14 protein-coding genes are annotated in these 12,941 nt (G+C 71.0%); 9 read left to right on the top strand and 5 right to left on the bottom strand.

Going from position 1 to position 12,941, the window contains the following annotated elements; all coding sequences use genetic code 11:
- Positions 1 to 163 precede the first annotated feature (163 nt).
- A complete protein-coding gene (gene ubiM / locus HLH34_RS16515) occupies positions 164 to 1,342 on the bottom strand; it encodes a 5-demethoxyubiquinol-8 5-hydroxylase UbiM (RefSeq protein WP_183120666.1) in 1,179 nt (392 codons plus the stop codon).
- A gap of 19 nt (positions 1,343 to 1,361) precedes the next feature.
- Entirely contained in the window at positions 1,362 to 1,949 is a 588-nt protein-coding gene (locus tag HLH34_RS16510; protein ID WP_183120665.1) for a nitroreductase family protein, read from the bottom strand.
- A gap of 185 nt (positions 1,950 to 2,134) precedes the next feature.
- Here HLH34_RS16510 and hisB point away from each other — a divergent pair, with 185 nt between their 5' ends.
- From hisB to HLH34_RS16475, 7 genes are all read left to right on the top strand, one after another.
- The gene (gene hisB, locus HLH34_RS16505) at positions 2,135 to 2,731 is read left to right on the top strand and encodes an imidazoleglycerol-phosphate dehydratase HisB (protein ID WP_183120664.1); all 597 of its coding nucleotides are present in this window, start codon (positions 2,135 to 2,137) and stop codon (positions 2,729 to 2,731) included.
- Entirely contained in the window at positions 2,728 to 3,111 is a 384-nt protein-coding gene (locus tag HLH34_RS16500; RefSeq protein WP_183120663.1) for a hypothetical protein, read from the top strand. The genes hisB and HLH34_RS16500 overlap by 4 nt, the downstream gene beginning before the upstream one ends.
- A gap of 19 nt (positions 3,112 to 3,130) precedes the next feature.
- The gene (gene hisH / locus HLH34_RS16495) at positions 3,131 to 3,802 is read left to right on the top strand and encodes an imidazole glycerol phosphate synthase subunit HisH (protein WP_183120662.1); all 672 of its coding nucleotides are present in this window, start codon (positions 3,131 to 3,133) and stop codon (positions 3,800 to 3,802) included.
- Positions 3,799 to 5,154 (top strand): 1-(5-phosphoribosyl)-5-[(5-phosphoribosylamino)methylideneamino]imidazole-4-carboxamide isomerase, encoded by a 1,356-nt coding sequence (gene hisA / locus HLH34_RS16490; RefSeq protein ID WP_183120661.1) that lies wholly within the window; start codon positions 3,799 to 3,801, stop codon positions 5,152 to 5,154. The genes hisH and hisA overlap by 4 nt, the downstream gene beginning before the upstream one ends.
- Positions 5,154 to 5,915, top strand: coding sequence for an imidazole glycerol phosphate synthase subunit HisF (gene hisF, locus HLH34_RS16485; protein WP_183120660.1), 762 nt, complete (start codon positions 5,154 to 5,156; stop codon positions 5,913 to 5,915). Before hisA ends, hisF begins: the two co-directional genes overlap by 1 nt.
- Positions 5,916 to 5,944: 29 nt before the next feature.
- Positions 5,945 to 6,451: a phosphoribosyl-ATP diphosphatase gene (locus tag HLH34_RS16480; RefSeq protein ID WP_244960017.1), complete on the top strand. Its 507-nt coding sequence runs from the start codon at positions 5,945 to 5,947 to the stop codon at positions 6,449 to 6,451.
- A gap of 131 nt (positions 6,452 to 6,582) precedes the next feature.
- A complete protein-coding gene (locus HLH34_RS16475; RefSeq protein ID WP_183120659.1) occupies positions 6,583 to 6,960 on the top strand; it encodes a histidine triad nucleotide-binding protein in 378 nt (125 codons plus the stop codon).
- A gap of 53 nt (positions 6,961 to 7,013) precedes the next feature.
- Here the strand turns inward: HLH34_RS16475 and HLH34_RS16470 are convergent, their stop codons facing one another.
- Positions 7,014 to 7,346: a GIY-YIG nuclease family protein gene (locus HLH34_RS16470; RefSeq protein ID WP_183120658.1), complete on the bottom strand. Its 333-nt coding sequence runs from the start codon at positions 7,344 to 7,346 to the stop codon at positions 7,014 to 7,016.
- Between the two features lie 85 nt (positions 7,347 to 7,431).
- Here HLH34_RS16470 and HLH34_RS16465 point away from each other — a divergent pair, with 85 nt between their 5' ends.
- Complete coding sequence (locus tag HLH34_RS16465) at positions 7,432 to 8,031, top strand: DUF2239 family protein (protein WP_183120657.1); 600 nt, start codon at positions 7,432 to 7,434, stop codon at positions 8,029 to 8,031.
- 7 nt (positions 8,032 to 8,038) lie between these two features.
- Here HLH34_RS16465 and HLH34_RS16460 read toward each other — a convergent pair whose 3' ends face one another.
- Complete coding sequence (locus HLH34_RS16460; protein WP_244960013.1) at positions 8,039 to 9,862, bottom strand: ABC transporter ATP-binding protein; 1,824 nt, start codon at positions 9,860 to 9,862, stop codon at positions 8,039 to 8,041.
- Positions 9,863 to 10,079: 217 nt separating this feature from the next.
- Here HLH34_RS16460 and nth point away from each other — a divergent pair, with 217 nt between their 5' ends.
- Positions 10,080 to 10,760, top strand: a complete 681-nt coding sequence (gene nth, locus HLH34_RS16455; RefSeq protein WP_183120655.1) for an endonuclease III — start codon at positions 10,080 to 10,082, stop codon at positions 10,758 to 10,760.
- 30 nt (positions 10,761 to 10,790) lie between these two features.
- Here nth and HLH34_RS16450 read toward each other — a convergent pair whose 3' ends face one another.
- Positions 10,791 to 12,884 carry a ComEC/Rec2 family competence protein gene (locus HLH34_RS16450; RefSeq protein WP_183120654.1) on the bottom strand — a complete coding sequence of 698 codons (2,094 nt, stop codon included), beginning with the start codon at positions 12,882 to 12,884 and terminating at the stop codon, positions 10,791 to 10,793.
- Between the last annotated feature and the right edge of the window lie 57 nt (positions 12,885 to 12,941).

Below are 12,941 nucleotides of genomic sequence, written 5' to 3'. Positions count from 1 at the left end.
CCAACCGGGCCAAAGACCTTAGCAAACCCAACCCCACCAGGCAAGTGCCTTTCGGCCCCGCCCCTGCGGTGAACAGCGATCTACACCCCACCCACACCACCGTCAACACCGGTCGTCCGATTTTTTCGGACCTTTTTTGACCGATCGGACAAAAATGGCGGTTTCAGGCCGATTTCCGCTTATCCATCAGCATGTTCGTCACCGCCGACTTGAAGGGTGAAAGCGAATCGGCCAGCCGCAGGCCGGCCTGGCGCAACTGCCGGAACGGCATTTCGTCACGGGTATAGAGGGTGGCGATTCCATTCGTCGCCGCGAACAGCGGCGCGGTGGCCAGACGGTGCCGGGTTTCGAAGCGCTTCAGCACGGACGCGCAGCCGGGGTCGCCGTCGCGGGCCAGGCCCACGCCGATTTCCTCGGCCAGCGCCTCCTGCCCCTTCAGGCCCAGATTGAAGCCGTGCGCCGTGATCGGATGCATGCCGACCGCCGCGTCGCCGATCAGGGCGAAGCGATGGGCCACGAAGCGATGGGCATAGACCGCGCGCAGCGGATAGACATGCCGGGTGCTGACCAGGCGCATCCCCCCCAGCCGATTGCCGATCCGCGCCATGATATCGGCGTTGAACCGATCGCGGTCCATCACCCGCAACGCCTCGATGCGGTCGGGGGGAAGGGTCAGGACCAGTGACGACGCGCCGCCATTGACCGGCAGCAGGGCCACAGTCTGCCCGTCATCGAACCATTGGGTCGCCACATGATGATGGGGCGAATCGTGGGCCATCCGGCACACCAGCATCGCGCGGCGGAAATCATGCACGATGGCGCCGATCCCCTGCAGGCGCCTGACATCGGAAAACCGTCCATCGGCGGCGATCGCCAGGCGGGATTCGATTTCGCCGCCCTCATACAGGACGCTGACGGCCTCCTGCCCATCGCGAACCCGCCGCGTCGCGGTGCCCGCGCGCATGGTGATGCCAGGGCGCGACAGGGCCTCTTCGTACAAGGCCCGCCGGATCAGGTGATTCGACACCAGATAGCCCAGCGCGTCGACGCCCTTGCCATGCGTGTCGAAGGTCAGCGGGTGGTTGTGCCGGCCGGTTTCCACCCGCGCCTCGCGCAGGGGGGAAATCCCGACGGGCGGGATCCGCGCCCAGGCGCCGCAGCGCTGCAGGACCGAGACCGAATGGTGCGTCAGGGCGATTTCGCGCCCGTCGAAGGCCGGTTCGGCGAACTGGGCCAGCGGCGCGCGCTCCAGAACCGTGACCGACAGTCCCAACGCCTCCAGCGACAGGGCCGTAGCCAGTCCAGCCGGGCCGCCGCCGATGATCGTGACGTCGCTGTGCATCGCCCTTCCCCTTCCCTGGTCAGGTGTCCGCGCCGAAGCGAACCGGCATGCCCTGCCATTCGGCGACGTAGTCCACGACCTGCCGCCGTTTGGGCACCGGCCGGCCCGGGTCGGGCGTGCCCACGAACAGGAACCCCGCCAGGCGGTGCGGCGCGTCCAACCCCAGGGCCGAAGCCACCGCAGGATCGTACGTCATGTCCCCCGTCACCCAGACGCCCCCGAAGCCAGTGGCATGCAGGGCGTCGAGGACGTTCATCGCGGCGGCGGCCACCGCCATTTCCTGTTCGATGACCGGAATCTTGTCGTCGGGGCGGATATGCATGCCCAGCGCGATCGTCAGCGGCATGGTGGAAAAGCGGTGCCGGCGTTTCTCGATCTTCTCGGCCGGCACGTCGGGATCGCGCGCGCGCATCCCATCCACTACCAGTTCGGCCAGTTTCGGCCGCGCGTCGCCCCGGATCAGCACATAGCGCCAGGGCCGCAGCTTGCCATGGTCGGGCGCGCGCATCGCGGCGGACAGGATGTCCTCCAGCACCGACCCCGCGGGCGCCGGGTCGGACAGCGCGTCGGTCGATGAACGGGACAGGAGGCTGTCGAGCGCTGCCATCCGGAATACTCCATAATATGATGATCGGCCGGCGCCCGGCCCGCGCGGAGCGGCGGCGGCAGGACGGCACCATGCCGCAGAAGCCCGCCGAAGCCAATATCCGGCCACCCGGCCCCCGGGGCACCCGGCCGGACTCGCACGGGAATGGTGGCCTAACCCGCCCCTATCCTGTAGGAGAACGGGACATGGATACCGCCCGCACCGCCACGATTCACCGCGTCACCAGCGAGACCGACATCACGGTCCGGCTGGACCTTGACGGCACCGGCCAGTCCCGCATCGCGACGGGGATCGGCTTCTTCGACCATATGCTGACGGCGCTGGCCCGGCACGCGATGTTCGACCTGGAGATCGCGGCGCAGGGCGATCTGCATATCGATTTCCATCACACGACCGAGGACACCGGCATCGCGCTGGGCCAGGCGTTCGCCCGCGCGATCGGCGACAAGCGCGGCATCTGCCGCTTCGGCCACGCGCTGGCCCCGCTGGACGAGGCGCTGAGCGAGGTCGTCGTCGATATCTCCGGCCGTCCCTACCTGGCCTGGTCGGTCGAGTTCACCCGCGACAAGATCGGCGAGATGGATACCGAACTGTTCGAGGAATTCTTCCGCGCCTTCGCCATGAGCGCCCTGCTGACCCTGCATGTGACGCAGAAGGCCGGACGCAACTGCCACCATATCGCCGAGGCGTCGTTCAAGGCCGCCGCCCGCGCCCTGCGCATGGCGTCCGAGGCCGATCCGCGCGCCGCCGGCCTGGTCCCTTCGACCAAGGGCGTGCTGTGACCACCTATTCCTCTTGGTTCCGGGCCGAGGGCAGCCGACCGCCAGTGCTGGTGGCCGAACGCCTGTCCTGGCGGGTACTGGTCCTGGGCTGGGTCGGGCTGGTGCTGCAAGGCAGCTGGATCGCCGGCCTGCTGGCGGGCGCGGCGACCCTTGCGGTCTGGGCGGCGCTGGGCCATTCGACGCTGATCGCGCCGGTGTGGCTGGGCCTGCATCTGGGCCTGGCGCTGTGCGCCGCCGATATAAGGGAATGGGAGCTGCGGCTGAACGGGCTGACCGCCGGCCCGGTGGTCGTCGCCCCGGGCATCGAGGCCGCGCTGCTGCGCCTGCTGGAACGGCATCCGGGCATCCTGGCCCCGCGCGCCGCGACGGCAGGGGAATGAAAGGGAAATGAGGGACAGGATGGCCTCCGCGACCCAGTCCATCGTCGTCATCGACTATAATGGCGGCAACCTTGCCTCGGCCGCGCGGGCGTTGACGCGCGCGGCGGCCGACAGCGGCATCGACGCCACCGTCACCATCACCGCCGCGCCCGACGCCGTGCGCCGGGCCGACCGGATCGTCCTGCCGGGCCAGGGCGCGTTCGCCGATTGCGCCGCCGGCCTGGCCGCGGTGCCCGGCCTGCTCCAGACGATCCAGGAGGCGACGGACGCCGGCACGCCGTTCCTGGGCATCTGCGTGGGCATGCAATTGATGGCGGAACGCGGTCTGGAACATGCGACGACGCCCGGCTTCGGCTGGATTACGGGCGAGATCGCGCAGATGGATGCACCGAACCTGCGCCTGCCGCAGATGGGATGGAACCGGCTGGATTTCACCCCCGGCGCCCATCCGCTGACCGAGGGGCTGGGTCCGGACGCCCACGGCTATTTCGTCCATTCCTACGCGCTGCGCGCCGGTGCCGCGGCCGATCTGGTGGCCACCACCGACTACGGCGGCCCCGTGCCGGCCATCGTCGCCCACGGCAATCGCGCCGGCACCCAGTTCCATGTCGAGAAAAGCCAGGAAGTCGGCCTGCGCATCCTGTCCAACTTCCTGCGCTGGTCGCCTGTTCGCGAAGGAGCCTCCGCATGAACGAGATCGGCGGCATCCGCCGCGACCGCGGACGGACCGAGCGGCTGCAATCCCTGCACGAGGACGATCTGGGGGCGCTGTGCGAGGCGACGGATGCCGCCATCCTGGATGGCGGCGGCTTCGGCTGGTTGAGCGTGCCCGGGCGGCAGGCGATGGAACGATACTTCCGGGGCCTGCTGATGGTGCCCGAACGCATGCTGTTCGTCGCGCGGCTGGACGGCATCATCGTCGGCGCGGCGCAACTGGTCCGCCCGCCCCGCAACAACGAGGCCCAGGCCATGAGCGCCACGCTCATGCACCTGTATGTGGCGCCCTACGCGCGCGGCCACGGGCTGGGCCGGCTGCTGCTGCTGGAGGCCGAGCAATGCGCGCGGGCCATGGGGTACCAGATCCTGAACCTGGACGTGCGCGAGACGCAGGTGGCGGCCATCCGGCTGTTCCAGTCCTTCGGCTTCCACCAGTGGGGCGTCCATCCCAGCTATGCCCGCACCGACGGCCGAACCGTGCGCGGCCTGTTCTTCACCAAGCGCCTGCAGGACAATGAACGGGTCGTGCCCGCGCACCCGCAGGCCCTTTCCGTTCCCATTCCTGCCCGTGGACCCATCAGCGTGACCGGACACAGCCTGACCCTCTATCCCGCCATCGACCTGAAGGACGGGGCCTGCGTCCGCCTGCGCCGGGGGGACATGGACGCCGCCACGGTCTATTCCGACGATCCGGGCGCGCAGGCCCGCGCCTGGGCCGCCGCCGGGTGCCAGTGGCTTCATGTCGTCGATTTGAACGGCGCCTTCGCCGGACGGTCGGCCAACAGCGCCGCGATCGAGGCCATCATCGCCAACGCCATGGTACCGGTACAGTTGGGCGGCGGCCTGCGCGACATGGCGGGGATCGAGCGCTGGCTGTCGGCGGGCATCACGCGCGTCATCCTGGGCAGCGTCGCGGTCAAGAATCCCGCCCTGGTGCGCGAGGCCTGCCGCGCCTTCCCCGGCCGCATCGTCGCGGGCATCGACGCCCGTTCGGGCCAGGTCGCGACCGAGGGCTGGGCCGAAACGTCGGAAATGCAGGCGGTCGAGCTGGGCCGGCGGATGGAGGATGCCGGTGTCGCGGCCATCATCTTCACCGAGATCAGCCGCGACGGCATGCTGACGGGCATCGACATCGCCCAGACGGCGGAACTTGCGAACGCGCTGTCGGTCCCGGTCATCGCCAGCGGCGGCGTCGGCACGGCGGCGCACCTGCGGGCCCTGCGCCAGGCGACCGCCCAGGCCCCGGGCATCGAGGGCGTGATCGTCGGCCGCGCGCTGTACGACGGCCGGGTCGACCCGGCCGAGGCCCTGCGGATCCTGTCCTGATGCTGAAGCTGCGGGTCATTCCCTGCCTGGACGTCAAGAACGGCCGGGTCGTGAAGGGGGTCAATTTCGTGTCGCTGCGCGATGCGGGCGACCCGGTCGAGCAGGCCGCGGTCTATGACGCCGCCGGCGCGGACGAGCTGACGTTCCTGGACATCACCGCCAGCCACGAAAACCGCGACACGATCCTGGATGTGGTGAACCGCACGGCCGAGCGGATCTTCCTGCCGCTGACCGTCGGCGGGGGCGTGCGCACGACCGACGACATGCGCCGCCTGCTGCTGGCCGGGGCGGACAAATGCGCGATGAATTCCGCCGCCGTCAGCCGCCCCGACCTGATCAACGAGGCCGCACGGAAATTCGGCAGCCAGTGCGTGGTGGTGGCCGTCGACGCGCGGTCGGACGGCCATGGCGGGTGGGAGGTCTATACCCATGGCGGGCGCACCCCCACCGGGCGCAACGTCATCGACTGGTGCAGCGAGGTCGCCGCGCGCGGCGCGGGCGAGATCCTGCTGACCAGCATGGACCGCGACGGCACCGGCGGCGGGTTCGACCTGGACCTGCTGCGCGCCGCCTGTGCCGCCGTGCGGGTGCCGATCGTGGCGTCGGGCGGGGTCGGTACGCTGGCGCATTTCGTCGAGGGCGCGCAGGCGGGGGCCACCGGCCTGCTGGCGGCCAGCGTCTTCCATTTCGGCCAGTTCACCATCCCGCAGGTCAAGCAGGCGCTGGCGGACGCCGGCCTGCCGGTCCGCCAGACGAACTGACGCGCCGGATTTTTCCAGCAGAGTGCATGATGCCCAAGAGCCCCAAGCCCAAATCCGCAAAGCCCACGGCCCCCAAGGCCGCCGGCAAGAAGGCCCCCGCGCCGCGCAAGGCGGTCAAACAGGCCGAAAGGCAGGTCGAGTCGCCCCGCGCGCGCAAGAAGGCCACCGCCGCCCTGGTCGCGCCGGTCGCCGACGCCCCGCCGGCCACGCCCGACGTGCTGGACCGGCTGTTCGCCGTCGTGACCTCGCGCAAGGGCACCGACCCGTCGGTCAGCCATTCGGCGCGCCTGCTGTCGCGCGGCCGGCGCAAGATCGCGCAGAAATTCGGCGAGGAAGCGGTCGAATGCCTGATCGAGGCCGTCGCGGGCAACACCGGCGAACTGGTGGGTGAGAGCGCGGACGTGCTGTACCATCTGATCGTCATGTGGGTGGACGCGGGCGTGGAGCCCGCCGACGTCTGGGCCGAATTGCGCCGCCGCGAGGGCACCAGCGGCATCGCCGAGAAGGCCGCCCGCCCGCACGACCCCCTGGCCTGAGGCCAATTGCCTGATACGGTCAGGCCCAGTCGTTTGATCCATGATCGGGGTCCAGGCCTCAGGCCCTGGTGGGTTCGGGCAAAGCCCGGCCTTCACCAGCCCCGATCGCCATAACCCGAGGAAGCGCATCCATGGCTGTCTCCGGACTGGGTCCCTACGACCCGCAGAATATTTTCGCGAAGATCCTGCGCGGCGAGATTCCGTGCAGCAAGGTGTTCGAGGATTCGTTCGCCCTGGCCTTCCACGACATCGCCCCCAAGGCGCCGGTCCATGTGCTGGTCATCCCCAAGGGCCCGTACGTGTCGTACGCGGATTTCAGCGCCACCGCCTCGGACGCCGAAATCGCGGGCTTCACCCGCGCCGTGGGCCATGTCGCGACCCTGCTGGGGCTGGACGAGGCCGGCTATCGCCTGCTGTCGAACATGGGGGCGGCGGCCGGGCAGGAAGTGCCGCATTTCCACGTCCATCTGTTCGGCGGCGTGGCGTTGGGGCCGATGCTGCATCGCTGAACGTCACGCGGTATCGCAGCGCTGTCCTGCACCCGGACGTTGCCCGCCGCGCGTCAGAGCAGTTCAGCCCCCAACACGCCGCGCCAATGGGCCAGCCGGGCCTGCAGGGTCCGGTGCCGGCCGTAGGCAAGCGCCGCCGCGTCGATGCGTTCGACCGCCTCGAACGAAAACCCATCACCCCCCGCCGCGCGCCATGTCGCCTGAAACGCCGGATTCGAATGGGTCCCGTGCCGAAGCTCGAACGAGATCCGGTTCCAGATCGTCGCGACATCCGGCGCCTCGCCCACCCAGCACCGTCCGGAGGCGGCACAGCGGACAAGGAAGATCCCCGCCACACTCTTCCGTTCCTTGTAGGTGGCGATCGCCGCTTTCCGGTCCGCTTTCATGGCCTGCCTCTCGTATCCTGACCGGCTTATTTATACCCGGGTATAATTGACGAAGCCACTCCCTTCGACTAAAAACCGCGGCGACATGACCCAAACTGACGAGACTTTCACCGCCTTTCAGGACGGACGCCGCGTGGCCCGGGGGCCCCTGGCCGATGTGGCGCTTGCCCTGGGGCGGATCCTTGCAGCCCGTCCCGATGCCTCCATGCTCGTATTCCGCGACAGGACCGGGGCGGTCATCGACCTCGACCTGCGCGGCAGTGCGGCGGACATCCTGTCGCGCCTGGCACAATCGCATCCCGACCTCATGCCGCCCGACGCGCCGGAGCAGGATGCCGCAGCACGGGGCCGCGGGCGCCCGCGCCTGGGCGTGGTGCCGCGCGAGGTGACGCTGCTGCCCCGCCATTGGGAGTGGCTGGCCGCGCAACCCGGCGGCGCGTCAGCCGCGCTGCGCCGCCTGATCGACGACGCGCGACGGTCCCGCGCCGCCGCCGACCAGGCCCGTCTGGCACGCGACGCCGCCTATCGCGCCATGTCGGCGGCGGCGGGCGACCTGCCGGGGTTCGAGGACGCGGCGCGCGCCCTGTTCGCGGGGGACCGCCAGGCGTTCGCGCAGCGGATCGCCGCCTGGCCTGAGGATCTGCGTCTGTATTTCCTGGGCCTCGCGCCGGAGCAGGAGGGATAAGGGACGCCTACCCGTCCAGGGACTGGAGTTCGAACAGCCGCCGGTACAACCCGCCATCCTGCGCGATCAGCTCGGCGTGCGACCCGTCCTCGCGCAGTTCGCCGCGCGCGAAGACCAGGATGCGGTCCAGGCCCACGACAGTCGACAGGCGGTGGGCGATGACCAGCACCGTGCGGCCGACCATCAGCCGTTCCATGGCCTCCTGCACCAGGATTTCCGATTCCGAATCCAGGCTGGACGTCGCCTCGTCGAAGATCAGGATCGGCGCGTTGGCCAGGAAGGCGCGGGCGATGGCCACACGCTGGCGCTCGCCGCCCGACAGCTTGACCCCGCGTTCGCCGACCATGGTGGCATAGCCCTTGGGCAGCCGGTCGATGAAGCCCGCCGCGTTGGCCTGACGCGCTGCTTCCTGGATTTCCGCCAGGGTCGCGTCGGGACGACCGTAGGAAATGTTTTCCGCCAGCGACCGGTGGAACAGCACCGGTTCCTGCTGCACGATCGCGATCTGCGACCGCAGGCTGGACTGGGTGATGGTCGCGATGTCGGTGCCGTCGATCAGGATCCGCCCGTCCGACACGTCGTACAGCCGTTGCAGCAGCTTCACCAGCGTCGTCTTGCCCGACCCCGACGGCCCGACCAGCGCAACGCGGCTGCCGGCGGGAATGTCGATCGACAGGTCGCGGAACAGCGGGCCCTGCTGGGCGCGATAGCCGAACGACACATGGTCGAAGCGGATGACCCCGTGCGTCACCCGCAGCGGCGACGCACCGGCCGCGTCCGCGACCCCCATCGGCAGGCGATAGATCGCGACCAGTTCCTCCATCTCGTTCACCGAGCGCTGGACCATCGAGATCTGCTGGCCGATATCGCGCAGATATCCCTGAACCAGGAAGACCATGGTCAGGACATAGGCCACATCGCCCGGCCCGGCGCGCCCGCGCCACCACAGCGCCAGCACCGCGCCCACCAGCAGCACGCGCATCGCCAGCGCCGCCAAATTCTGCAGGTTGCCGCTGTTGGTGCCGCGCACCCACGACCGCTCGGTGCGCTTCTGCCAGCGCGACAGGATCCAGGACAGGCGCGCTTCCTCGCGCTGTTCGGCACCGAACGCCTTGACCACCGCGTTGCAGGTCACGGCATCGGCCAGCGCCGCGCCCATACGGGTGTCCCACGCATTGGCCAGCCGCGCGGACGGCGCGACATAGCGCAGGGTCAGCAGGGTGGACATCAGCACCAGCCCCACCGAACTGGCGCCCAGCAGCGTCCCCATCAGCGGCCAGCGCAGGGCCAGCACCACCGTCGTCGCGCCCAGCACCAGGATGCCGGGCAGCAGCATCAGCATCAGGGTGTCGGCCAGCGTGTCCACTGCCCACATGCCGCGCGTCAGCCGCCGCACGGTCGATCCGGCGAACGTGTTGCCGTGCCAGTCGGTGGAAAAACGCTGTACGCGCGCGAAGGCGGTCTGGGCGATGTCGCGCATCACGCGGGCGGTCAGGAAGGTGATGCCCAGATAAGACATCCGCCGCCCTGCAACCCCCAGCAGCCCCAGCACCCCCAGCCCGCCCAGCAGCAGCAGGACGTCATGCCGCGCCGCCACCAGGGCCGGGGCGACCGGCCCGGTTACGGCCCCCGCGCGGGCGACATCGTCCACCAGCCATCCGGCCAGCAGCGGCGTCACCACGTCGGCCACCGTCGCCACCGCGACGCCCGCCAGGGTGCAGGCCAGCGATGCCGGATGGCGCAGCCAGCGCCGGATGACGAAGCCCAGGACCTCGCCGAATTCGTTGCGCGCGCGGCCTTGGGCGCCGGGCGCGGTCTGTCTGTCCGCCATGATGTCCCGGCCGGTCCCGACGGCCATCCCTTCCATCCCTGCCGGCCACGGGCGGCGCACAGGCCGCCCCGGGATCGCCGGGTCCGTTTCACATTCGATCGGGTTCGGCCCCGATTATCGCCATCCCCCCGGCCGAAAGCAAGCAACCGGCGATTTACAGGCCGCCCCGTCCGGTCGACAAGAAAGGCTGGCGCCACCAACAGACGAACAGGATCGCATGACCCAGCCCGCCCGCCCCGCGAAGGCCCGGCGCCGCATGACGCTGAAGGAAGTCGAACGCTTCATCACCCTGCTGGCCGAGGCCAATCCCGATGCCGCCAGCGAACTGGTGTTCGGCGACGACTATACGCTGCTGGTCGCGGTGGTGCTGTCGGCGCAGGCGACCGATGCCTCGGTCAACCGGGCGACGGCGGGCCTGTTCCGCGACGCCCCCGACCCCGCCGCCATGGTGGCGCTGGGCGAGGACGGGGTGGGCGCGCATATCCGGTCGATCGGCCTGTGGCGGACCAAGGCGCGCAACGTCGTCGCCCTGTCGCAGCGCCTGCTGGACCAGTACGCCGGGCAGGTCCCGCATGACCGCGCGGCGCTGGAGGCCCTGCCCGGCGTGGGCCGCAAGACCGCGAACGTGGTGATGAACGTGGCCTTCGGCGACAGCACCATGGCGGTGGACACCCACATCTTCCGCATCGGCAACCGCACCGGCCTGGCCCCCGGCAAGACCCCCCGCGCGGTCGAGGACCAGCTGATCGCCCGCATCCCCGCCCCGATGCTGCGCCCGGCGCATCACTGGCTGATCCTGCACGGACGTTACGTCTGCAAGGCGCGGCGGCCGGAATGCTGGCGCTGCCCGGCGCAGGAACCCTGCCAATATACGCCCAAGAACCTGACGCCGCCCTGATTCACCCCTGGGGTAGGGAAACCCGGGGTTTTATTCGGCCTTGGCCAGCGGCAGGGTCGGCATGCCGTGCTGGCCCGGCCCCATGACCCAGGGCCGCGCGCCGCGCACGGCGCGATCGGTGACGACGCGCGGACCGTCCGGCCGCAGATAGACGGCCTGCGCGCCCGACTGCCACAGGCTCAGCCCGTCGATGGTGGCGACGCCCGGACAGCCCGCCCCCTCGCCCCCCGGCACGACCAGCAGCGCGACCCCCGCGCAATCGGGCGCGGCCGTGCCCGACAGGCGCAACACCACCTGCCCGCCCGCCAGACGGCACAGCCCGTCGCGACAGGCGACGCGGCCGTCGTCGGAGGACAGGGACGCGATGGGCAGGGCAAGCGCCTGGCGCCAGTCGGCCTCGACCACCCGGTCCGCCCCCGGATGCGGCCCCACCCGCAGCACACCGCCGTCGCGCACCGCCACCGCCCGCCCGTCCGCCGCCACCAGCAGGTCCGGCGGCGTCACCAGGAACGGGGCGAGCAGCGCCACCGCCATCGGCGCCACACCGGCCCGGCGCCAGTGCCGGGTCCACAGACAGGTCCAGCAAAGGCCCAGCAGCCACGCCGCCAGCGCCCACCCCGGCATGGCCGGCACCATGATCCGCGCCGCCGGCCAGCCGGACACCGCCCGCGCCAGATCCAGCACCACCCCGATGCCCCAGCCCATCGGCACCAGGGCCACGGCTTCCAACCCCAGCGGCATCAGCAGCACGGCCAGCAGCCCGGCCGGCAGGATCCACATCGCCATCAGCGGCACCGCCAGCAGGTTCGCCAGCAGGAACCAGGGCTGCAGCGTGCCGAAATGCGCCATGACCACCGGCACCGTCGCCCCGCCCGCCAGCAGGCTGGCCAGCGCCAGATGCGCCACATGGGCGCCGCCCCGCCGCCACCAGCCCCCATCCAGCACCAGCCGGCGCAAGGCGGGCCGCGCGGCCTCGAACCCCGCGGCCAGCGCCATGACCGCCGCCAGCGACATCTGCAGCGGCGTTTCCATCACATCCTCCGGCCCGGTCAGCAGCAGCAGCGTGGCCCCCACCGCCAGGCCGCGCATCGACAGCGCCCGCCGCCCGGTCACGAGCGCCAGCACCACCAGCGCCGCCATCGTCAGGCCCCGCAGCGCCGGCAGATGCTGGCCGGTCAGCACCACATACGCCGCCCCGGCCGCCAGCCCCGCCAGGGCCGCGACCTGCCGGCACGGCCAGAACAGGCTGGCATGTTCCGAACAGGCCAGCAGCAGCCGCACCACCGCCATCGTCACGCCCATGACGATGCCCAGATGCAGCCCGGCCACCGCCAGCAGATGCGCCAGTCCTGCGTCGGCGAAGGCGTCGCGGTCGGCCTGCGGCATCGGCGCGGCGGACCCGGTCAGCACCGCCGCCGCCACACCGGCCCGGTCGGGCGGCAGTACATGCAGGATGCGGGCAAGGATCGCCTCGCGCAGCGTCTCCAGCGTCCCATGGGCCGGGGCGGGCCCCGCCTGCACCCGCTGCACCCTCGCCAACGCGTATCCGCCACCCGCCGTACCGTCGAACCAGGCCCGGCGCTGGCGATCCGGGCCCCCGGGCCACGCGGGCGGCATCGGCGGACGCAGCATCGCACGCACCCGCACCACCATCCCCGGCGACAGCCCCGCCGGATCGTCGGGCCGCAACCGCAGCCGCAGCGTGCGGCGCAGGGACGGCATCCCGTCATCGACCGGGTCCTCCAGCCGGGCGTCCGCCAGATCCACAGACAAGGCCCCGTCCCCGGCGGCCCCGTCGCGCGGCGGCAGGACGGACACCGAAGCCACCCGGCCCATCACCATCGTCGCACGGCGCGGCAGGTCGGGCAGCGGCGGCTGGCGATGGGTGGCGGCCCAGGCCGCGACGAACCCCAGCGCCAGTGCCGCCGTGCCGCCCCCCAGCACCCGCGCCGCCAGCCCATGCGGCGCCCGCGCGATCCAGGCGAGCGCCCCACCCGCCACGACCAGCAGCGACAGGATTGCCCCTCCCGCCGGCTCGCGGGCCAGGGCGAAATAGAGCGCGATGCCGATCCCCAGCCCCACCGGCAGCCACAACGCCAGCCGCGACCGTTCCGCCAGCAGCATCCGCGCCGGCCACCTGCCCCTGTCTCCACCCGAATCGTCCACTTCGGCAGCCTAGCC

The sequence above is a fragment of the Gluconacetobacter azotocaptans genome (genome assembly GCF_014174355.1).
GTDB classification, from domain to species: Bacteria; Pseudomonadota; Alphaproteobacteria; order Acetobacterales; family Acetobacteraceae; genus Gluconacetobacter; species Gluconacetobacter azotocaptans.
Note: the sequence above shows the minus strand (reverse complement) of the source record. Positions and strands in the feature narration are given on the sequence as shown.